Source organism: Mucilaginibacter sabulilitoris (assembly GCF_034262375.1).
GTDB lineage: Bacteria > Bacteroidota > Bacteroidia > Sphingobacteriales > Sphingobacteriaceae > Mucilaginibacter > Mucilaginibacter sabulilitoris.
This window is the reverse complement of sequence record NZ_CP139558.1, coordinates 1,714,490-1,737,313: the sequence shown is the minus strand read 5'-3', so window position 1 is coordinate 1,737,313 and position 22,824 is coordinate 1,714,490. Positions and strand designations below refer to the sequence as shown.

Here is a 22,824-nt window from a genome sequence, read left to right as displayed (position 1 = left end):
GCTGTGTAAGTAGGGAGATGGCCACGCTCAGCAATGACATGTAGAAAGTGTACCAAACAAAAAAAGCGGCTAAAGCCGCTCTCTTTTATATCAATTCTGTTATTCTTCAATAACAACACCCATGCTGCAGAACTTATCTATGCGTTCAGCAACCAGTTCGTTGATCTCACGTTCGCCAAGGGTTTTGAGGTCTTTTAGTAGTTGCTTTTTCAGGATGGCTGCCATAGCTACCGGATCCTGATGAGCGCCGCCAACCGGTTCTTTTATGATACCGTCTATCAGCTTGTTTTTAAGCATTTCTGATGAGGTAAGTTTTAATACTTCGGCAGCACGTTCTTTATTTTCCCATGTTTTCCAGAGGATGGTAGAACAGTTTTCGGGTGATATTACCGAGTACCAAGAATTATCCAGCATCAGTACCTTATCGCCAATGCCTATACCCAAAGCACCACCTGATGCACCTTCGCCAATAATTACGCAGATCACCGGCACTTTAAGTACCGACATTTCGAGCAGGTTACGGGCTATCGCCTCACCTTGCCCGCGCTCTTCCGCTTCCAGGCCAGGGAATGCCCCCGGGGTATCTATCAGTGTAACTACCGGTTTATTAAATTTTTCGGCCATTTTCATGAGCCTTAAAGCCTTGCGGTAACCTTCGGGATTGGCCATACCAAAATTGCGGTACTGGCGTTCTTTGGTGTTGCGCCCCTTCTGATGACCGATAAACATTACTGTTTGACCGTTCAGCGTTCCGAAACCGCCAATAATGGCTTTATCGTCACCAACTGTTCTGTCGCCGTGTAATTCAATAAAATCATCGCACATCAGTTCAATATATTGCAGGGTATATGGGCGTTCGGGGTGGCGGGAGATCTGTACTTTTTGCCAGCCGGTAAGGTTGGAGTATATTTCTTTTTTAGCGGCTTCCAGCTTTGCTTCGAGTTCGGCTATTGTTGCAGACATGTCAAGCTTATTCTTGTCTTCAACCTGCTTCACCTTGTCAATCTGCTGTATCAGCTCGGCCAGTGGCTTTTCAAAATCAAAAGTAATCTTCATACTATTTATTTGGGGCTGCTAAATTAAGTAAATCAAATGGGATATTATCAATTACGATTTTGCAAAGTTTCCAGCTTTTTAATTTGCTGCGGCGCCAATAAATCGCCGGTGCTCAAACAGGCTTGCAAAATGGCGTTCCTAAGCTCGCCATAGTATAAACCTGAGCGATTAGCGTAAAAAATAACATCACCATTATTCAAACTCTGTTTACGGAAAAGTTTATCAAGGGTTTCCTCATTGGTAATAATAAATCCCCCCATCTCAACCCTTTTACGGTGAAGTTCGGTTGCTATGACGCTAATTTTTGTGATCTGTACAGGACTAAGATCAAGTTCCTTTTTATATTTAATAACCTTATCAGGCATGGGGAAATGGTTTAGCTCGGCTACCAGCGGCATGCCGTAAAGGTCCTCCCCTTTTAGCAGGGCATTGTACTGTTTGTCGGTAAGTGATTTTACCGTCGATTTTTTTAGCGTACTATCAGGCTGCTGTGCGTGCAGAGTACCATAAAAAATCAAACTTATTATTAATACCGGTATTGATTTTAGCATAAGCGTTATTTTAACAAAAAAGTGTATGTATTAAGCCTGTAAAGTGTTAAAAATGGTGCAAAAATTAAACTTTTATTCCACTTTTAACACTTTTGTGCGCCGGGAAATACCATTTTCATTAAACGCTTCAATTTGAAAATAGTATGGCAGGTCTTTATCCATACCGTTAAAATAAAATTCATTTTTGCCATACACCATCATATTGTTGTAGAGCTTATCGGGTGCTATACCCATGTAAATGGTATAGCCGGTAGCGTTATCGATGGGCTTCCATTTGAGCCAGGCATTGCGGCGTTCGCTGTCGCCCCTGAGGGCGATAAAACTTTTAACAGTATCAGGCTTTGCGCCATTCCCCAGGCCAAATACCCTGAAACCTGACAGCGCGAATTTGCCTGTAGGCATGTGCAGGTTCACCATTTTCAGGTAGCGGGCTTTTGCCGGAGCTTTCAGTTCTATATAGTCGTGCGGTACATCGGTTTTGTTTTTGCTTTTGTCTATCAGTGGTTTCCACGTTTTTCCATCAAGCGACGAATAAACTATATACTGATGAAAAACCCCCATCGATTTGCCCATAAATGTGGCATCCTGATCGGCATAATTGATCTGGATGGCTTTTATTGTACTTACAGCGCCCAGGTCGGTTTTAAACCACTCGCCTTTGTTTGCTGTTTTGGCGCTCCAATAGGTTTTAATGTCCTCATCAACAACATTGTTGGGTTCATAAGCCCCCAGGGTTGACGAAACCTCGACCGGTTTATTATAATTCAGGATCATCCAACCGGTAAAGTTGCTTTTCAGGTGATCTTCGGGACCGGTGGGTAAGTATTGCGGATAATCGCCGTAGGCGGTATTGCAGTACAGCACACCATCGTTATCAAACCCGGCCGGCCAGAAACCGATGCGGCGTTCAAAGTTATTTTTTACCGATATGCCCATGGTAGAGATATGCCAGTAGTTACCATACTTATCCTGCCAGGTAGCCCCATGCCCGGCCCCCTTGGCAAAGCCTCCGGGTTTATATGAAAATGGATTATGCTTTTGATAGGTAAATGGACCCAGCGGTTTATCGCCTATAAAAACACCATCGCCGTAACCGCTTTGTTCGGTGCCGGGCGCGCCAAACTGCAGGTAATATTTACCGTTGTATTTATTCATCCATGAACCTTCAATAAAGGGCAGTAGGAACACATTATCATTATGCTCGCCAAAACGTTCCCAGCCATATTTATCGGGATTAAGCTTTACCATTTCTTTTTTCGGGCCTATGGGCTCGAAGGTTTTACGGTCAATCTCCTGCCCATAAAGCGGCAGTGTGTTGCTGGAGCCGTGGTAAATGTAAACCCGGCCATCATCATCGGCAAACATGCCGGGGTCCCAGGCGCCTACTTTAAAATAATCTTTAGCGGCCTTCCAGTCGTCTTGCGTAGGGTTGGTGCTCATCCATAGGGTAAAATCTTTATTATAAGTTGAGCCGATCACCAACAGGGTATCGCCCAAAACCAATGTAGCGGGGGCACAAAGCTCGTCGCCCTGCACCTGGTTGTAGGGCCTCAAAAATTTACGGTACACAAAGTTCCAATGCAGCATATCATCGCTCCACCAATAACCAAACTGGTTGGTACTAAACAGATAGTATTTACCCTTAAACAAGGTCATGGTCGGGTCGGCAGTGGCGCGGTGCTGACCCCACTCGGCAAAATTGGGGAAAGGCGTATAACCGTAATCCAAATTAAGCGGGTTGCAGTAAGTAAGTCTTTTAGTTTGCGCCTTTACCTGCAACAGGCAAAGGCAAAACAGCAGCATGATTAAAACGCGGGCAAATATTTTCATGGGTTTATATATTGGTTATAGTTTTACAACCGGGGCTAATATCTGTTTTTATACATTACCAAAAAGGCCATATACTACTACATTTCTTTCACAAATAACACGCTTTATACTTCAATTACTCAAAATAACGCTCCTTCATAAACTCAGCAAGCTTTTTCTGCTTACTATTTTTTCATAATGTGTGTTAAAGACACAATTAATTTGTACATTCATCACCATAACCTGTTCATCCTAAAAACCCCTTGTATGAAGAAGAATTACCTATTGCTTTTATTGGTGCAATTGCTTTTTGGCGGCTATACTTTTGCCCAGTACCCCAAAATGGACAAGCTGCTTTATGGTGTGGCTTATTACGACGAGTATATGCCGTACGAAAGGCTCGGCAAAGACGTGCAGATGATGAAGGACTGCGGCATAAATGTGGTGCGCATTGCCGAATCGACCTGGAGCACGGTTGAACCGCAGGACGGCGTATTTGATTTTACACATATTGACAGGGTGCTGAACGCCATGCACAAGGCGGGCATCAGCGTAATTATTGGTACGCCAACCTACGCCGTGCCTACCTGGATGGTAAAAAAGCACCCCGAAATACTGGCCATCACCCCATCAGGCCCAAACCACTACGGGGTACGGCAAAATATGGACATTACCAATACCGATTACCGTTTTTATGCCAACCGGGTGATCAGGAAAATGATGGAGCACGTAAAGGATAATCCTGCGGTTATTGGTTATCAGGTTGATAACGAAACCAAATCGTACGGTACATCGGGGCCCAACGTGCAGGCTTTGTTTGTAAAGTATATGCAGGCAAAGTACAAAACACTCGATAACATCAATAAAATTTTCGGACTCGATTATTGGAGCAACCGTATAAACAACTGGGAGGATTTTCCGTCGATGGTCGGTACCATCAACGGCAGCCTGGCAGCGGAGTTTGCTAAATTTCAGCGGCAGCTGGTTACCGATTACCTGGCCTGGCAGGCTGCTATTGTACGCGAATACAAACGGCCCGACCAGTTTATTACCCACAACTTTGATTTTGAATGGCGTGGTTATTCTTTCGGTATACAGCCCGATGTTGACCATTTTGCCGCTGCCAAGGCTTTGGATATTGCCGGGGTTGATATTTACCACTCCAGCCAGGATAAGCTAACGGGGGCCGAAATTTCTTTCGGAGGCGATGTTACCCGATCAATGAAAGGAGGTAAAAACTACCTGGTACTGGAAACCGAAGCACAGGGTTTTCCGCAATGGACACCCTACCCCGGTCAGCTCCGATTGCAAGCTTTTAGCCATATTGCTTCGGGGGCAAACATGGTGGAGTACTGGCCATGGCACTCCATCCATAACTCGGCCGAAACTTACTGGAAAGGGTTGTTGAGTCATGATTTTGAGCCCAACCCGGTTTATGATGAAGCAAAAACAATCGGAAAAGATTTTGCAAGGCTCAGTCCTCAAATTATCAACCTTAAAAAGAAAAGTGATGTAGCCATACTGTTCAGCAATGAGGCGCTGAGCGGTTTTAAGGCGTTTGGCTTTGGCTGGGGTGTACACACAGGCTATAATGATGTGCTGCGCCAGCTGTATGATGGGCTTTACCACATGAATGTGAGCTGCGATTTTGTTGACCCCACCAGCCAGAACATTGAAAACTATAAACTGCTGATCGTGCCCCTGTTGTATGCCGCGCCTGATAGCCTGCTGCAGCGCCTTAACCGCTTTGTAAAAAACGGAGGTCATGTGATATATACTTTAAAAAGTGGCTTTTCCGATCAGAATGTGAAAGTGCGTACCACCCATCAACCGGGTATTATCGGCGAGGCTTGCGGTATTTACTACAGCCAGTTCACCGTACCCGAAAATGTAAGCTTAAAGGGCGATGATTTTAATTTGAAGCCCGAGGATAAGAAAATTAATACCTGGATGGAGCTCATCACCCCATCGACAGCCAAGGTACTGGCTTATTACGACCACCCGGTTTGGGGTAAATACGCCGCCATTACCGAGAACAGCTATGGCAAGGGACTGGCCACCTATATAGGCTGCCTCACCAGCAGCGCCGTGACCGACAAAATACTGACCGATGCGGTTAAAAAAGTAGGATTATGGGGCACCGACCAGGAGATCGCCTTTCCTGTAATCACCAAATCGGGGGTTAATAAGAACGGCAAAACGGTACATTATTATTTCAATTATTCGGATAAGGAAACCAGCCTAACTTATCCTTATAGTAATGGTAAGGAGCTGTTATCGGACAGCAGCATCGCGTCAAAATCAACTTTGCAGCTGGGGGCGTGGGACGTAAAAATTATTGAGGTAAATTGATAAAACAGTCATGCCGAGCTTGTTTCAGCATCCTTGTCCTGTGAAAAGCTGAAATAGGTTACTCATGACGTATTCGATTTCAACGTGTAAAGGGCTATCAGTCTGAGCCTGTCGAAGACTCGTGCGGAAAGGCCTTTGCCCGCTATGCTTCGACAAGCAGCATGACAGCCCTTTTAGCAACGTCATTTCCCTTCAGCCCCCCGATTTAACAACTCAGCATGACTCGTTATTTTGAGATCTTGTACATAATACCGCTTCCGCAACCAAAAGGCCACATTAACCAGACCTATCAAAGCTGGCACCTCTACCAGTGGCCCAATTACACCGGCGAAAGCCTCACCACTGTTCATGCCGAATACGCCGATTGATACCGCAATGGCCAGTTCGAAATTATTACCGGCAGCCGTAAAGGCAAGTGCTGTGTTTTGGGCATAATCAGCACCGAGCCATTTACCAGCCATAAAGGTCACCAGGAACATAATAGCAAAGTAAATAACCAGCGGAATAGCAATGCGGATCACATCAAATGGTATCTGCACTATGAGATCGCCTTTAAGACTGAACATCACCAAAATGGTAAATAATAATGCAATTAATGTTATGGGGCTTATTTTAGGCAGAAAGTGATTAGTGTACCACATATCGCCCTTTATTTTGCGTAAAATATAACGCGTTAAAAATCCGGCGAAAAACGGGATACCCAGGTAAACAAGTACGCTTTGCGCTATTTGCCCAATGCCGATATTTATGTGCAAACCTGCAAGCCCGAAATATGGGGGCACAACCGTAACAAACAGCCAGGCAAACAGGCTATAAAAAAGCACCTGGAATATACTGTTAAAAGCAACAAGCCCGGCAACATATTCGCGGTTACCGTCGGCCAGTTCGTTCCATACAATTACCATGGCAATACAACGGGCCAGCCCTATCATGATAAGCCCAACCATATAAGCCGGATGATGCCGCAGAAAAATTACCGAAAGCAAAAACATAAGCACGGGACCTATGAGCCAGTTCATGACCAGCGAGAGGGACAGTATCTTAATGTTGCTAAACACACGTCCCAATTGTTCAAACCGCACTTTGGCAAACGGAGGGTACATCATCAGCATTAACCCAATGGCTATGGGAATATTGGTTGTACCTGATTGAAACTGGTTGATATAGTTTTTAGCCGATGGTACAAAATAGCCTAGAGCCACTCCCGCACCCATTGCCATAAATATCCATAAAGTAAGGTACCTGTCTAAAAACGACAATTTTTTCCGCTTTGCGGGATTACAGCTATTTGCATTCATTACATTTATATATTGCAATAAAACGATAATTAAATTCAAAAAAATCAACAGCAGTTTTCGGGGAAATTCACGGGCACAAAAAATGCGTTCAATTTATCGGCATATTGTTTCCATTTTACCTGATCAATACAGTAATTCATGGATGTCCCTTCAATGGTGCCTTTGATTAGTCCGGCTTCTTTAAGTTCGCGCAGGTGTTGCGAGGTGGTGGGTTGGGCCAAACCAAGTACTTCAACCAGATCTGTACCTATACAGGCATTGGCTTTTATTAAATGCTCGATAATAGCAATGCGCGCGGGATGCGCCAACGCTTTGAGCATTTTGGCCAGCTCGTTTTGAGCCTCGGTAAAGTTTTCTGTTTTGGTTAAACCCATTGCAAGCAATATTACGATTAAAGCGTTTAATAATCAAAAACTGGTTTACACGTATTGCTCGACAAAATAAGCCGCATACGTTTTTATCATATCCCTCACCCGTTTAAATTCATCCATTACCTCCTGCTCCGTACCGGTGGCTTTAGCCGGGTCGGGGAAATTCTGGTGAAAGCGCTGTGCCTTTGACGGAAAATACGGACAGTTCTCTTTGGCGTTATCGCAAACTGTAATGATATAATCGAACGGGATATCCATATATTCATCTACATTGTTTGACGTATGGTGACTAATGTCCACACCATCATCGGCCATAATTTTTACAGCTTTAGGATTTACGCCATGAACCTCCACGCCTGCGCTGTATACCTGCGCTTTATCCCCGGCAAAAGCTTGCAGGTAACCATGCGCTATTTGGCTGCGGCAACTATTGCCTGTACACAGAACCAGTATATTTTTCATATCAAATTAATTGTTTTTTCATTACGACGGCCGACACAGGGCATACGTGACTAAACTCGGACGAAGCCTGAACTTGTTTGGATGCCGCCTCCCGGTTAATTTCATGGTATGCCTTACGACTAAAATATCTCTGAGCTGTTTCGGTAAGCAAATAAATAGTGTTTACCTTATGATGCCTGGCAAGGTTTTCTATCTCTGTAATCAAATGGTTTGCTACTCCTTTACCACGGTGCTTCGGCAAAACCACTAACGAGCGGAGCAAAGCATCATCGCCGTAAACCTCAAGTCCAGCCGTACCCATTACGATACCATCATCGTTTAGCGCCACTAAAAAATTCGCTAACGACTCCGGCAGGTCGCCGGCAGGCAACTTTGCTGAGTTTAACATTTGTACAATGTTTTCCCTGTAATTATCGGCCGGTTTTATCTGCATAGTAATACAAATTTAACAGCATCCAGCTCCTGGTGTACAGCACGCGGTAGTTGCAGCCAAATTTTTCAACTCAACCTTTGGTTTCTCATTTGCCGGGGCGCAGCATTCTTCGCCTGAGGTTGTGGTACCGCAGCTTCCGCCCCTTTCAATAGCTTTACATTGTACCGAATCTGGACGAAGATCAACCACCAGGTCATCGCCATCGATAGTAATATTGCTTGGGAACATTTGCCGGGTATCAAATTCCGAATTGCCAAACTCTATTTTAACAGTAGCCAGCGGATTTAGCGGTAAAGTTTTTTCAACCAGTTCTATAATAGATAAAGCTTTACCAACTTTCATGGCCCTGTCCTGCTGCTGTGCTGCAGGTTCCCACAATTGTACAATGATCTCCGTCCAGCTGTTCATTTTACCGCCACAGTCAACCGACACAATAGGCGCCTGTTTAATTTCGGTAATATGGTACGAGGCATCAACCCGCTTGTTCTCGGCATATTGAAATTGCAGATCAAGATTAGGGTGCATGAGCAGTTGTTCTTTAAAACCTATCCAGTTTATAGCTTCCTGATTGTTCATAATAGAATTGATTAATTATTATATTGCAATATTACGATTAATAGTTAAAATGCAAAATATTTTTATTAGAAACTTGCGGTTGTTTGTTTGAACCATGATTAAACGGATTAAAAGATTGCCAGGATTGCATAACTTAAGGCAAGCGGAAAACAGGACGTTCACAAATAGATCCTTCGTTCCTACCCATGACATAATAATTTAAGCAGGCACAAGTTCCATATTTAATTCAAGGGCGAGTCTTTCTAATCGCCTTTGTTTCTGTTCTTTAAGAATGTTCTCATACGAGTGAAGGCCCTTCTCTACAAAGTCGGCGCCTTTTACGATTAAACGCCAGTATTGAGCAGCCAGTTTTCTGGCTGTAGCTTTAATAGCTATCGCGGGGCCTTTTCTACCCCTTAATCTTCTTGCAAATGAACCCCAGCCGATATACTTGCTGTTCAATAATCCATGGGCCATCTGTTTGAATATTTGCCCAACGGTCGGCTTACCCTTGCTTTTACTTTTGTTTTTCTTTCCTGAACGGTCATGCCCCGGCGATAAACCAAGCCAACTGGTGAAATGTTTTTCACTTGGCCATCGGCTAAGATCCGAACCTACCTCTGTGTATAACTGTAACCAGTTGTAATCTGTAATACCCGGGAGTTTGGTCGCGTCTTTACCATCAAATATTTTCAACAAGTGATCCCCCAGATTATCGATATTAGGTTTGTTGTGACGGATCGCTTTGCGTTTCCCGCCGCTTATTCCCGGCGGTAGGCTCTTGTCCCTGTTGATCCGCTGTAAAACACTATCAATCTGACTGTCGCATTCCTGTATCTGACCCTGATAAAAACCATAGCCCTTATAGGCCTGACCCAAGGCAAAAAGCCCCTGGGCTGTATAATGGCCCTGCAAGGCCTTCAATAGTTCTTCTCCTTTATTCTCCCTGATCTTTTTATGGCACAGTGAAAACAACTTAGCAGGATCACGCTCACCCTGCAGTATCGCATCGATCAACGCCATGCCGCTTACTCCATGGACCTGGCTTAATACCTCCGGCAAACGGATATTCATTTCTATCAGTGCCTTCTGCATGTGTTGAACATGCATGGCCGCACTCCGAAGGTGATCCTCCCGAAGACGCTGATAACTACGCAATTCTTTGATATGCCCCTCTGAAACATAACAGCGGTTCAGTAAACCATAGCTATGCAACTGCTGTATCCACTGGCAATCCTTTACATCTGTTTTTCTGCCTGGTAACTGCCGTGTCTGCCGACCGTCAACAAGCCACACATCTAATCCCGCATCCAAAAGAATATCATAAAGCACATACCAGTAAACTCCTGTCGCTTCCATGGCTACCGTACTTACTTTATGCTCCAATAAATAATGCTTAAGTGATTCCAGATCACTGGTGAAAGTTTCAAACGAACGAACCGGCTGACCTTCAAGCCCCACGAATAGCTTACGGGCGCCTATATCTATGCCCGCTGCATGAAAATGCATCTTTTCCATCCTTATATCCTTTTTTAAGAAGCCGTGCCCGAAGGAGTTTAAAGAAAAGACAGGCTACCCATCGGACAAATCACTCTTGTAAGGATCGTACCATACCTTCAGACTCTATACTTCAGAACCATACTCAGCAACAGGCAATAAGCACTATAACTTGATCGGACACACTGCACGGCTCAGCAAAGCTATGTCATTTCTCCTTCAGAGGCCAAGGATTTAATCACTCAGCATGACAAATTGAATATAGAAAAGGCCTGTCATCTTGAACTTGTATTCAGCGTCTCTCTGTAAGTTTAGCCCATCCGTTATATAATCCTGCATGTAGGATGCCGAAACAAGTTCAGCATGACTTCTCTCTTTAAAACTTCTCTGTAAAATCAATTGTCATGCTGAACGCAGTGAAGCATCTATTATATTAAATGTACAGTTCACGAATAGATCATTCCTCTCAGGATGACAGGGGTGAATGGCCGTCAACCCTCTTTGCGGCGAAGGCGAGTGATCCAGCGAAGCGGAGATCGGGGTGAGTCGAAAGGGCAGGTACGGAGGCCAATTCACCATGCTTCGACGGAGCTTAGCATAACAGTAGCAATTTTTCTAAAGCTAAACCAAATCGGTAGCTCGCTTCAGTGTAAACGAAAATTTACTGCCTGCACCTATTTCACTTTTAACCTGTATTTTACCCGATTGAGCTTCAATAAAATCCTTAGCTATGGCCAGGCCCAGGCCAGTACCGGTTTGGTCGGCCGTGGCATTGGGGACTTTAAAATAACGATCAAACAACCTCGAAAGGTATTGCTCTTCGATCCCCTTGCCATGATCCTGTACCGAAAACTCAATCTCATCGCCATGATGTTTTTTAACAACCAGATCAACTGTTGATTTCTCGTGACTGTATTTAATAGCATTTGATAACAGGTTGATGAGCACCCAGGTAGTTTTATCCAGATCGGCATGTACATCGGGCAAACTTTCGTCGCATTGAACATTAATAGCAACCTGTCTCTGATCGGCAGTAAATTTAATGGCTTTTACCGCGTAGTTTACAATATTTATAGGGTGGGTACTGCCAAAGTTAAGCTGTAGTTTGCCGGTTTCTACCTGTGCCATATCCAGCAGCTCGCCGGTTATCTGCAACAAGCGGCGGGCATCGTCCTCAATATTTTCAAGCAACTGCTTCTGCTCTGGATTTACACTACCAATGCGTGCATCCTCCAGTAACTTCAGGCTCATTTTTATGGATGAGATAGGGGTTTTTAACTCGTGCGATATGGTAGCGATGAAGTTGGTTTTGGCCTCATCCAACTGCTGGTATTCGGTTATGTTTTTCAGGATGATCACTTTTCCTATCACTCTTCCTTTGCTGCTTACATTTAATGATTCGCGAGAGTAAAAGCTTTCGCGGTTATCGGCAAATATTTTCAACCGGGGCTGATCGTTCACCAGCAGATTGCGCAGCAGATCATTCTCAAGGGCAACATCGGGAGCATACTCACCGGTAAGCTGTTCGGCACTCATGCCAATCAGGGAGCAGGCCACATCATTGGCAAATATGATAAAGAGTTTTTCATCAAACCCTATAATAGCGTCGTGCATGGTATTGATGATGGTTTCAATCCTGGTTTTTTCAAACAGGATACTGGCCAGGTTGCTGTTTTCAAACTCATCCAGCTTTTTGGTCATGGTATTAAAAGCGCGCCCCAGTTCGCCAAACTCATCGTCAGATTTAAAGTCGATCTGCTGGTGATAGTTCCGGTTAGCTACATCTTTAATACGAGCTGTTAACTCCTTGAGCGGATTAGCAATGTAGCCAGGGAAATTTACCGCGAAAGTAAAGGCAACCGTAAACAAAAACACGGCGCAAAAGGCAACCAGTATGGTAGCACGATTTGCTGTCCCTTTGGCCACATCATTTTTGTGCGCAATGGCACCCATATTCAGCTGCATAATACCATAAACCAGTTTCCGCGCTTGTATCTGCAGCTGGGGTTTAAGATTCACGTGATGGTTAAGCAGCTTAATTTTTTCGTACACGCCGCGTAGCGAATCGGTAAGGTTACGTTCGCCGGGCTCGGTAACGTTGTGTTCCTGCTGCCTGAGGTTGTTGTCAATTACGGTTAACTGCGCCTGATTCAACGAACCATTATTGGCATCAATAACCGTCAATATCTGCTGCCCATATTGCAGCGATTTGTAATTATCCTTCAAAATGGCGCCTGCATCGGCCGAAAGGCGATTCAGGAAATACACGGATAAGCCACAACATATTAATGCCAGTACAAACAAAAAACCAATGCCGGTACGGAGTTTATTTTTAATGGTCATGTTATGATAGTATTACAAGGTCAATATCAGTTTTAGACATTTTATTTAATAGCTGGGTAAACACTGCTGTTTTCATGATAAGCTGGTAAAACTTAAACCGGGGTTTGCCAATGCAAATGGTGGTAATATCATGTTTTTCGGCGGTTTCCCATATTGATTTAGCTATCTGGTCGCTTTTTACTTTTAAAACCTCGGCGCCTAACTGGGTTGCCAGCTTCATATTATTAATAAGATGGCGCTGCGAAGCCAGGTTTATTTTATCGCTGCTTTCTTTTGAGGTTTGCACATACAGCATAAACCATTTGGAACGGTAGTATGATGCCAGCCTTGCCGTTTTACGGATAATTACCTTTGCCGACTCATCATTTGTACTAATACAGGCCAAAAACAATTCAGGCCGCAGTTTGATATTTTTAGGTACCTCAATGTCAATTTTACGTTCAACCTGGTGGGCCACCTCGCGCAGGGCCAGTTCCCGCAGCTGCAATATCCTTTCCCATTGAAAGAAATTGCTCAGCGCTAAAGGAACCTTTTTTTCGTCGTATATTTTTCCTTCCTTTAAACGCTCAATCAGTTCATCAGCGGTAAGGTCAATGTTCACCACCTCATCGGCCAGTTGTAAAACCTTATCGGGTATGCGCTCGTTAATGGTAGCACCGGTGATGCGCTGCACTTCTTCGTTAAGGCTTTCCATGTGCTGAATGTTCACCGCACTGATCACGTTAATACCAGCGTTCAGTATTTCCATTACATCCTGCCAGCGTTTTTCGTTGCTGCTGCCTTCAATATTAGTATGGGCAAGTTCATCTACCACTACAACCTCGGGGCGCAGGCTGATGATGGCTTTCAGGTCCATCTCTTCCAGCTCTTTGCCTTTATAAAATAATTTACGGCGGGGTATTATGGGCAAACCCTCTAACTGGGCCACGGTTTCTTTACGGTTATGCGTTTCAATATAACCAATTTTAACGTCGATACCATTACGCAGCAAAGCCTGGGCTTCCAGCAGCATGCGGTAGGTTTTACCCACACCGGCGCTCATACCTATGTACACCTTAAACTTTCCCCTGCGCGAACGCTTTATCAGTTCAAGAAAATGCTCAACCGACTGCTCCTTATTTTCTTCGCTCATGATGATGTTGTTGTAAAGCCGCTCTTTTGAAAGAGAACCGCACTACCTGTACTTAAAATTATCATTTTCATTGCTGATAACTGCTTTTATAAAACTAATAAAAGGAGATCCCGAAAAATCCCCTTTTACAGTATGAATGTTCATCAAACTAAATTATAATTAACAACCAAAAATTAATTATAAAAACAATCCATACATATCTTCCGCCTCGCCTAACCCTCTCCAAAAGAGAGGACTTTTTAACTTCATTTTCTATATGCCTTCTCCTTTGGAGAGGGTTGGATGAGGTCATTTTTCAAAACGCGTAAACCGCTGCTATAACAAATTGCGAGGCAGATTTTGTAGGATCGCCCGAGCTTTTGGTAAAGGCTTCGGTAGAGTTATTATCCAGTCTGAACTCCGGGATCAGTGATAACGGCCCTGCCTTGATGTTGGCTGTAAAGGTTACCGCTGTTACATGCTCGCCCGGGTCAGGACCAGCCAGGGCAAAGTCGCCCGCTTTGGTTTTAAAATACTCCCCTCTTAAACCCAAAGTCACATCTTTGGATACCGCCAGCTGTGGATACAAGGCCACTCCGGTGAAACCGCCTTTGGTGCCATTAGTTGCTTTGTAATCAGCTGCGTTCAGGCCCAATTTAAAGGCATCGGTGATCTGGTAAGCCGTGGTCAGGTCAAACTCGGTACCTGCTGTGCCGCCCGTTATTACGTTCAGGTAGGCTGTCCACCCTTTTACCGGGGCGATCATCAGCTGTGCGCCAAAGTTATTCATTCCGGTATTGGCTTTGTAGGCATTCCACTGGTCGTTAAAGATACCGGCCATTAAACTTACTTTATCCGAGAACGAATAGGTGGCCTTGAAACCTGCATTCTGGAACGGACCGTTGGTGAACAGGTACGAGGTAGAGTAGTTAAAGTTGCCTACCGGGCTGATTACTTCATAACCGATAAAGGTTGACATATAACCACCGGTCAGTACAAACTTATCGGTTACATCATATGACATGTATAAGTTCTGGATATGGAACGAATCGCCATTATCACCTGCATTGGGGATAGACTGCCCCTGACCTCTCGGACCAAAGGAAAGCTCACCCACAAATGCCGCTTTACCTACTTTTTTCTTCAGTCCAAGGTCAACCATACCTATTGACATGGAATTATGATCGGTTGCAAAGCTGGTGGGTATATTGGCATGTTTGGAAAAGTCATATTTATAATAAGCATCTACCGAGCCCGTGATGGTTAACGGCGGATCTGTTTTAGCGGTATCCTGTGCTTTGACCAGCAGGGTAGTCATCAATAAAATTGCAGGTAGTAGTATAAATGTTTTCATTGTTGTGATCATGTTATTTTAAATCCCCGCTTGGGGGCGCATGGTTCATGGCGATGGGCAGGGGTATGTTTTGGTTAATTTTAAAAAACACACCCCTGCCCCCTCTCGAGAGGGGAATCGCACGAGTCCCGGTTATTTTTTTAGTTCGTCCAAAGCCACGTTCAGCTTAAGCACATTTACTTTGGCAGGGCCAAATACACCCAGTAGTGGTTTTTCGGTATGCTCATCAACCAGTTTGGTTAATTGATCGGCTGATAAGCCGCGTGCTTTAGCTACGCGGGCAACCTGTATCTGTGCACCTGCTGGTGAAAGGTCAGGATCAAGACCACTACCCGAAGCAGTAACCAGTTCGGCAGGGATTTGCGCGCGGGTTACGCCGGGGTTGTGTTTTAGAAAGTCCTTGATACGGTCTTCAACCTGTTTCAGGTAATCGGGATTTGACGGGCCTTTGTTGGAACCACCAGAACCTGCCGCGTTATAATCTACAGCTGATGGACGGGTCCAGAAGTATTCGTCTTTAGTGAATTTTTGACCTTCGAGCGCATAGCCCACTACACGGCCTTTGTAAGTGATGGTTTCGCCATCGCCATGGCCGGGAGTTAATTTTCCTACCCCTGCTATCGCCAGTGGATATATGCCTGCAAGTATCACAATCAAAATGAGTGTTAACTTTAATGAGGGCAACAAATATGTTTTCATGATTTTTTTAATTTTAATTTGAGATGTGAGATAAGAATCTCACGTCCGATTAATTATATAAATAAGCCTACTGCAAGGTCTATCAGTTTTATACCCACAAATGGTATCAGTATACCTCCAAGTCCATATATGAGCAGGTTACGGCGTAACAGCCCGCTTGCCCCTATCGGCTTATACTCTACACCTCTTAAGGCAAGTGGTATCAGCAACGGAATAATGATAGCATTAAAGATCACCGCCGATAATATGGCCGATTCCGGGCTATGCAGATCCATGATGTTCAACGCTCTTAATGAGGGTATGGAAACCATGAACAATGCCGGCACAATTGCGAAATATTTGGCCACGTCATTAGCGATAGAAAAAGTAGTAAGTGTACCACGGGTCATGAGCAGCTGTTTACCTATCTCCACAATTTCGATAAGTTTGGTAGGATCGTTATCCAGATCAACCATGTTACCGGCTTCTTTTGCCGCCTGAGTACCGCTGTTCATGGCTACGCCAACATCTGCCTGGGCCAGCGCGGGGGCATCGTTTGTACCGTCGCCCATCATGGCTACCAGTTTACCGCCCTGCTGTTCTGCTTTGATGTAGTTCATTTTATCCTCTGGCTTAGCCTCGGCAATAAAATCGTCAACACCCGCTTTTTCGGCAATAAATTTGGCAGTAAGCGGGTTATCCCCAGTTACCATTACGGTTTTAACACCCATTTTACGCAGGCGCTCAAAACGCTCGGCAATACCGGTTTTAATAATGTCCTGCAGCTCAATTACGCCCAGTATAACGTTGTTCTGGGATACAACCAGCGGAGTACCGCCATTGGATGCTATAGCCTTTACACGGTCTTCTACCTCGATAGGCACCTGTTTGTCAGCTCTATGCGCCAGGTTCTTCATGGAGTCGAACGCACCTTTGCGAATTTGCAAACCGTCGGGGGTATCAATACCGCTGGAACGGGTTTCGGCGGTAAATTTGATAAATACAGATCCTTCAGGAGCTTTGATATCTAAAAATGACTTATCATGCCCGGCAAGCTCAATGATTGATTTACCTTCTGGTGTTTCGTCAGCAAGCGAGGCCAGTACTGCGGCTTTAATCAATTGCTCTGGCAAAATGTCTAAAGCTGGCCAAAACTGGGTGGCTTTACGGTTACCTATAGTGATAGTACCTGTTTTATCAAGCAGTAAAGTATCAAGGTCACCGGCTGTTTCTACAGCCTTACCCGATTTGGTGATCACGTTAGCACGCAAAGCCCTGTCCATACCTGCTATACCGATGGCAGATAAAAGGCCGCCGATAGTAGTAGGAATCAAACACACAAACAGTGATATAAAAGCTGCTATGGTTATGGGCGTATTGGCATAATCGCCAAAGGGTTTCAGGGTAACGCAAACAATAACAAATATCAGCGTAAAGCCCGCAAGCAATATGGTAAGCGCTATTTCGTTTGGTGTTTTCTGGCGTGAAGCACCTTCAACCAGGGCAATCATTTTGTCAAGGAAACTTTCGCCGGGCTGGGTAGTTACCATAACCTTAATCCTGTCTGACAGTACTTTTGTACCGCCTGTAACAGATGATTTATCACCACCTGCTTCGCGGATCACCGGTGCCGATTCGCCTGTAATGGCCGACTCATCAATGGTAGCAATACCTTCAACAATCTCACCATCGGTAGGGATATTATCGCCGGTTTCACATATAAATACATCGCCTTTTTTTAATTGTGACGACATTACTTTTTGCTCTTTACCGTTAACCAGCAAACGGGCAGGTGTTTCCTCACGGGTTTTACGCAGGCTTTCGGCCTGGGCCTTGCCGCGTGCCTCGGCTATGGCTTCGGCAAAGTTGGCAAACAACACGGTTAATAATAAAACAATAAATACCGTAAAGTTATAGGCAAAGCTGCCCTGACCTTTATTGGCAAAGGAGTAAATGCTTACAATGAGCATCACAAATGTACCTATCTCCACGGTAAACATCACCGGGTTGCGGAACAGGATGCGCGGGTTTAGCTTGATGAAGGATTGTTTTAAAGCATCCATCATCTGATCGCCCTGGAATAATGTATTTTGATTTGAGTTCATGATTATTTTAATGAAAAGTGTTCGGCAATTGGGCCTAAAGCCAGTGACGGGAAGAATGACAATGCAGCAATAATTATAATCACAGCGAAGATCATCACTCCAAAGGTTGAGGTATCACTTTTAAGCGTACCGGCCGATTCTGGAATGAATTTTTTATTGGCCAATAAACCAGCTATAGCCAGCGGACCAATAATCGGCAAGAACCTGCCCAGGATCATCACAATACCTGTAGTAAAATTCCAGAATATGTTACCGTCGCCCAAACCTTCAAAGCCCGAACCGTTGTTAGCGGCAGATGAAGTATATTCGTACAGCATCTCAGAAAAACCGTGGTTACCCGGGTTATTTAACCAGGCCGATGGTTTAACCGCCCAATCGGCGCCCGGCATGTGTACCAGCACGTAAGATGATATGGCTACACCTACCAGTATTATAAAGGGATGCAATAAAGCTATCAGGGAGGCAATCTTCATTTCGCGGGCCTCTATCTTTCGCCCTAAAAATTCAGGTGTTCGCCCTACCATCAATCCCGATATAAACACCGCGATGATGACAAAGATGTAAAAGTTGAGTATCCCTACGCCGCAGCCACCGTAAAAACAGTTGACCATCATGCCCATCATCATCATCATGCCTGATACCGGCATGGCGCTGTCATGCATGGAGTTTATGGAACCCGTTGAAATAACGGTGGTTACAATGCTCCAGTAGGCAGAGGCAGCAGGACCAAACCTTACCTCCTTGCCCTCCATAACGCCAGTTGGTTGGCTTATGCCCATGTGGGTGATAGCCGGGTTACCGCCGAGTTCGGCATTCATGGTGGGTATGAGCAGAAGCAACATCCCGATGGTCATAACCCCGAATATAACGTAGGCGAATTTTTTCTTGTTCAAATAAAAGCCTAATGCAAACACCAGCGCTATCGGAATCAGCGTCTGAGCCACCATCTCGGTAATGTTTGTTAAATAGTTTGGGTTCTCAATAGGGTGAGTTGAATTTGCCCCGAACCAACCTCCCCCATTGGTACCCAAATGCTTGATAGCTACCAGGGCAGCAACCGGCCCACGGGATACGTGAACGGTATCGCCCTGCATGCTTATAAAAGTATCTTTACCGGCATAGCTGGTTGTCATACCGTTAAAAGCCAGAATAACCGCTATTACAAATGCTATAGGCAATAATATACGTGTATTGACTTTTACAAAATAATCCCAGAAGTTGCCCAGTTTATCAGTCACCCTATCTTTCATGGCCCTGAATACAACAAGCAACGCGGCAATACCGGTAGCTGCAGAAACAAAGTGCAGGAACATGAACACAAAATGCTGTGTAAAATAGGTAGCGCCGCTTTCGCCGGAGTAATGCTGCAGGTTACAGTTCACCAAAAAGCTGATAGCTGTATTAAACGCAGTATCGGCCGATTGGCCCGCGTTACCGTCGGGATTAAGCAGCAGATGGCCCTGAGCCATTAAACAAACAAATGCATAAATAAGCCACACGCTGTTAATGGTAAGCAGGGCAAATAAATGCTGTTTCCAGTTCATTTCTTTTTTGGTGTCGATGCCGCTGAAACGGAAAATGAAACGTTCGAGCGGAGCCATAAAGTCAAGCCATGTTTTTTCGCCCTTAAAAATACGGGCAATGTAACGGCCTAATGGTATAGCCAGCGCAAGCGTGAGCAGGTAGGTAAATACTACACCTGAGATTTCGGAGTTCATGTTTTTTTATAATTAAAATTTTTCGGGTTTAAGCAGCACATATACCATGTATATGAACACGGCTATGGCCACAATGAATAATGCGATCATGGTGATTAGATTTTTTCGAAATAATTAACTGATTTGAAAAAGAGCCAGAAGATGACTATAAAGGCCACCACGTAAATAACAACTTGTAAAACATCCATATTAGTAAGTTTTTACAAGGGGCTTTACCAAGTAGATGCCACAAAAAACAAAACCCAATTAAATAGCTGTTTTACAGTTATTTAATTGGGTTTTTATATATTACAGGAAAACTTTAAAATGTAATAAACCTATCAAAATGATAGGCCATTATCAAAGTGAACGATCATCGGGAATATATGGATAACCAGATCCGTACCCGATTGGCACCTAACCTTTGGTAGTTTTACCGGTAAGCAAATCTACATTATAGGTTTTATTGTTAATTACGATACTAACCTTCTGGTTGCCTAAAAATTTGATAACGCCGGTATAGTACCATTTAACATCGTTAACGGAACCAACAGCGCCAAACGTTGCCGATCCTCCGGTGAAGTCACCTTTTTTGGTCAGGTCAACAACTACGTCTGTTAAAACGTAATAAGCATGCACAGATGATGAGATTGCATTCTTTTTTGTGGCTGTGGTATCAACAAATGATTTGATACTTCCGGAAACCGAAATAAGTTTACTATCGCTGCCATTAATTTTTAGCGTTGTATTTAAGGTATCAAGGGCCTTTGCATTATAAAAAGCCTTGATATTATAAACAAATGCACCCTTTGGCGCCAAACCTATAGTAGCCAGCGAATCATAAGCGGCATAACCGTTTACAAATGAAAAAGCCGGGTAGCCATTAACCCTCGGCCGCTTTAAAGTATCACAGCTGAAATAAAACTTAAACAACCCGCTCGACTGCGACTTAACAGTGTCGCCCACATTGGTGCCGTAATTAACAACCGTATCCGGAAAAAAAGTACACAAACTAAAAAGACCCGATATTATAGGCTTTGAATTATACCTTGAAGTAAATTCGGGCAAAACAAGACCATTTTTGATATTGACACCGCCATAAGTTCCGGTTAATGTTTGAGCTATGTTTAAGGCTATTTGGCTGGTTGCGGCATTAACGGTATCAATAGGTGTAACGGGCGTGGGATTAACCCGGCTATCTTTTCGGCAAGCGGCATAAAAAAGTACTACTCCTGTTAATAATGCCAGGAGCGCTTTAAATTTAAAATTCATGATAAAGAGAAGGTTATTTTATTTGTATAAAGCGTATTATAGGCTGTTTAATTTGATTTTAAAATTCAGTTTTAATCGTTTAAAAATATAGAATAAAAAGATTTTTTAATGTGTAAGTAAAATATTTTTATTTCGGGTAAAAATAAACAATTCCTGATATTATTATCAGCTCTATTTCAATTTATTAAGCGATTATTTTTCGCCTGTTTATAGTTATTCCAACCCGTATTCTTTAAGTTTACGATATAAAGTGGCCACGCCAATATTCAAAAGCCGGGAGGCTTCGGCTCGATTACCATGGGTATGGTTTAATACACGCTGTATATGCAGCTTTTCTACAGACGACAGGTCAAAAGCCGATAGTGGACTGCCTGCCTTTACCTGTTGCTGCTGAATTTCATAAGGCAGCAGACTTTCGTCTAAAACATTACTATCGGCCAGGATCACGGCACGTTCAATAACATTTTTGAGTTCGCGGATATTGCCGGGCCAGGCGTAGGCTTCCAGTTTATCAACAAAGTCATCACCTAATTTATTTACGGTCTTTTTAACCTTTTGCGCAAAGTACTGCATAAAATATTCGGCCAAAAGCCTGATGTCCTTTTTACGCTCACGCAGGGCAGGCAGGGTGATCTGGAAAACAGATAAACGGTAAAAAAGATCGGAGCGGAAATGCCCATCGTTTATTTCAGTTTGCAGGTTGCGGTTGGTAGCAGCCAGTATGCGTACGTTTACCTGCGTAGGCTTGGTATCGCCAATTTTTAAAAACTGCTGTGATTCCAGCACGCGGAGCAGTTTGGCCTGCAAGTCGTGGTCGAGTTCCCCGATTTCATCTAAAAATATAGTGCCGCCGTTGGCCTCTTCAAACAGGCCTTTTTTATCTTTTAACGCGCCGGTAAATGAACCGGCCTTGTGCCCAAACAGTTCACTCTCCAACAGTTCTTTAGTAAAAGCGCTGCAGTTTACCGCCACAAATGATTTGGAACTTCGGTTACTGGCCTGATGAATAGCTTCTGCAAAAATTTCCTTGCCAGTACCTGTTTCGCCTAACAATAAAACGGTAGTATCGGTTAAAGCTACTTTTTGAGCCAGCTTAATCACATCACTAATGGCGGTAGATTTACCGATCAGCCTTTCAAAACCGAATTTATCATTCAGCTTGCTTTGCAGCTCTATCACGGTTTCCTGCAGTAAAGCTTTATCCATAGCCTTGCTTACCAGCGGGATGATTTTTTCATTATCATCGCCTTTGGTAATGTAATCAAAGGCACCGGCTTTGATGGCTTTTACACCATCGTTAATGGTACCATAAGCCGTAAGCACGATGACTTCGGTAGCGGGATAAGTTTTTTTTATGGTTTCGGAAAGGGTGATGCCATCAATATCGGGTAGTTTAACATCACTTAAAACTACGTGAACATGTTCTTGCTGTAGTTTGCGCAGGCCTTCTTTGGCGGTTGCGGCGGTTATTACTTCATGGCCTTCCAGCTGCAGGATGCGCGCCAGCAGGTTGCGCAACCTTTCTTCGTCGTCGATAATTAAGAGCTTACCTTTTTGCATCATCCAGATATGTGCAGATTTTAGATGTGCAAATGTGCAGATATTATTTCGGATGCGCAGATTTTAGGTGTGTAGATTTCAAATAACTAAACCATTTGCACATCAACCCATTTACCAGGCCCTTGCCCGGCGGGTAGCACGCATTAGCTGGCGGTGTCTTTTGGCCTCATAATAATCATTAGTTACCAGTATGGAATGAATAACTCCCGGTATCCAGAAAAACAGGGTTAAAAATATATTTAATATAAATGCCCCTATCCTGCCTGTGGTTAATATGGCCAGCGGGGGAAGTAAAAAGCATAAAAAGTATCTCATGGCTA

The 22,824-nt window shown here is 44.0% G+C and carries 20 protein-coding genes; 1 reads left to right on the top strand and 19 read right to left on the bottom strand.

The window, feature by feature from the left end:
* Positions 1-99: 99 nt before the first annotated feature.
* The 3 genes from SNE25_RS07500 to SNE25_RS07490 form a co-directional block, all read right to left on the bottom strand.
* A complete protein-coding gene (locus SNE25_RS07500) occupies positions 100-1,056 on the bottom strand; it encodes an acetyl-CoA carboxylase carboxyltransferase subunit alpha (protein WP_321564478.1) in 957 nt (318 codons plus the stop codon).
* A 47-nt stretch (positions 1,057-1,103) separates the two neighbouring features.
* Positions 1,104-1,607, bottom strand: coding sequence for a hypothetical protein (locus SNE25_RS07495; RefSeq protein WP_321564477.1), 504 nt, complete (start codon positions 1,605-1,607; stop codon positions 1,104-1,106).
* A gap of 72 nt (positions 1,608-1,679) precedes the next feature.
* The gene (locus tag SNE25_RS07490) at positions 1,680-3,437 is read right to left on the bottom strand and encodes a family 43 glycosylhydrolase (RefSeq protein WP_321564476.1); all 1,758 of its coding nucleotides are present in this window, start codon (positions 3,435-3,437) and stop codon (positions 1,680-1,682) included.
* Between the two features lie 246 nt (positions 3,438-3,683).
* Here SNE25_RS07490 and SNE25_RS07485 point away from each other — a divergent pair, with 246 nt between their 5' ends.
* Positions 3,684-5,768: a beta-galactosidase gene (locus tag SNE25_RS07485; RefSeq protein ID WP_321564475.1), complete on the top strand. Its 2,085-nt coding sequence runs from the start codon at positions 3,684-3,686 to the stop codon at positions 5,766-5,768.
* A 182-nt stretch (positions 5,769-5,950) separates the two neighbouring features.
* Here SNE25_RS07485 and arsB read toward each other — a convergent pair whose 3' ends face one another.
* The 16 genes from arsB to SNE25_RS07410 form a co-directional block, all read right to left on the bottom strand.
* Positions 5,951-7,066 carry an ACR3 family arsenite efflux transporter gene (arsB, locus tag SNE25_RS07480; RefSeq protein WP_321564474.1) on the bottom strand — a complete coding sequence of 372 codons (1,116 nt, stop codon included), beginning with the start codon at positions 7,064-7,066 and terminating at the stop codon, positions 5,951-5,953.
* A gap of 44 nt (positions 7,067-7,110) precedes the next feature.
* Positions 7,111-7,440: an ArsR/SmtB family transcription factor gene (locus tag SNE25_RS07475; RefSeq protein WP_321564473.1), complete on the bottom strand. Its 330-nt coding sequence runs from the start codon at positions 7,438-7,440 to the stop codon at positions 7,111-7,113.
* A gap of 45 nt (positions 7,441-7,485) precedes the next feature.
* Positions 7,486-7,899, bottom strand: a complete 414-nt coding sequence (locus tag SNE25_RS07470; protein ID WP_321564472.1) for an arsenate reductase ArsC — start codon at positions 7,897-7,899, stop codon at positions 7,486-7,488.
* 1 nt (position 7,900) lies between these two features.
* The gene (gene arsN2 / locus SNE25_RS07465; protein WP_321564471.1) at positions 7,901-8,332 is read right to left on the bottom strand and encodes an arsenic resistance N-acetyltransferase ArsN2; all 432 of its coding nucleotides are present in this window, start codon (positions 8,330-8,332) and stop codon (positions 7,901-7,903) included.
* A 12-nt stretch (positions 8,333-8,344) separates the two neighbouring features.
* Positions 8,345-8,908 (bottom strand): DUF6428 family protein, encoded by a 564-nt coding sequence (locus tag SNE25_RS07460; RefSeq protein ID WP_321564470.1) that lies wholly within the window; start codon positions 8,906-8,908, stop codon positions 8,345-8,347.
* A 198-nt stretch (positions 8,909-9,106) separates the two neighbouring features.
* Positions 9,107-10,405 carry an IS110 family RNA-guided transposase gene (locus SNE25_RS07455; protein ID WP_321564469.1) on the bottom strand — a complete coding sequence of 433 codons (1,299 nt, stop codon included), beginning with the start codon at positions 10,403-10,405 and terminating at the stop codon, positions 9,107-9,109.
* A gap of 600 nt (positions 10,406-11,005) precedes the next feature.
* Entirely contained in the window at positions 11,006-12,727 is a 1,722-nt protein-coding gene (locus tag SNE25_RS07450; RefSeq protein WP_321564468.1) for a HAMP domain-containing sensor histidine kinase, read from the bottom strand.
* Between the two features lies 1 nt (position 12,728).
* Complete coding sequence (locus SNE25_RS07445) at positions 12,729-13,859, bottom strand: sensor protein KdpD (RefSeq protein WP_321564467.1); 1,131 nt, start codon at positions 13,857-13,859, stop codon at positions 12,729-12,731.
* Positions 13,860-14,154: 295 nt separating this feature from the next.
* Positions 14,155-15,192, bottom strand: coding sequence for an outer membrane beta-barrel protein (locus SNE25_RS07440; protein WP_321564466.1), 1,038 nt, complete (start codon positions 15,190-15,192; stop codon positions 14,155-14,157).
* A gap of 132 nt (positions 15,193-15,324) precedes the next feature.
* Positions 15,325-15,891, bottom strand: a complete 567-nt coding sequence (locus SNE25_RS07435) for a K(+)-transporting ATPase subunit C (protein WP_321564465.1) — start codon at positions 15,889-15,891, stop codon at positions 15,325-15,327.
* Positions 15,892-15,944: 53 nt separating this feature from the next.
* Positions 15,945-17,975, bottom strand: a complete 2,031-nt coding sequence (kdpB, locus tag SNE25_RS07430; RefSeq protein WP_321564464.1) for a potassium-transporting ATPase subunit KdpB — start codon at positions 17,973-17,975, stop codon at positions 15,945-15,947.
* 2 nt (positions 17,976-17,977) lie between these two features.
* Positions 17,978-19,693 (bottom strand): potassium-transporting ATPase subunit KdpA, encoded by a 1,716-nt coding sequence (kdpA, locus tag SNE25_RS07425; protein WP_321564463.1) that lies wholly within the window; start codon positions 19,691-19,693, stop codon positions 17,978-17,980.
* Positions 19,694-19,705: 12 nt separating this feature from the next.
* Entirely contained in the window at positions 19,706-19,783 is a 78-nt protein-coding gene (kdpF, locus tag SNE25_RS31825) for a K(+)-transporting ATPase subunit F (RefSeq protein WP_169611101.1), read from the bottom strand.
* A gap of 306 nt (positions 19,784-20,089) precedes the next feature.
* Positions 20,090-20,944: a hypothetical protein gene (locus tag SNE25_RS07420; protein ID WP_321564462.1), complete on the bottom strand. Its 855-nt coding sequence runs from the start codon at positions 20,942-20,944 to the stop codon at positions 20,090-20,092.
* 213 nt (positions 20,945-21,157) lie between these two features.
* Complete coding sequence (locus SNE25_RS07415) at positions 21,158-22,504, bottom strand: sigma-54-dependent transcriptional regulator (protein WP_321566210.1); 1,347 nt, start codon at positions 22,502-22,504, stop codon at positions 21,158-21,160.
* A 111-nt stretch (positions 22,505-22,615) separates the two neighbouring features.
* Positions 22,616-22,819, bottom strand: a complete 204-nt coding sequence (locus tag SNE25_RS07410) for a YqaE/Pmp3 family membrane protein (RefSeq protein WP_310102883.1) — start codon at positions 22,817-22,819, stop codon at positions 22,616-22,618.
* Between the last annotated feature and the right edge of the window lie 5 nt (positions 22,820-22,824).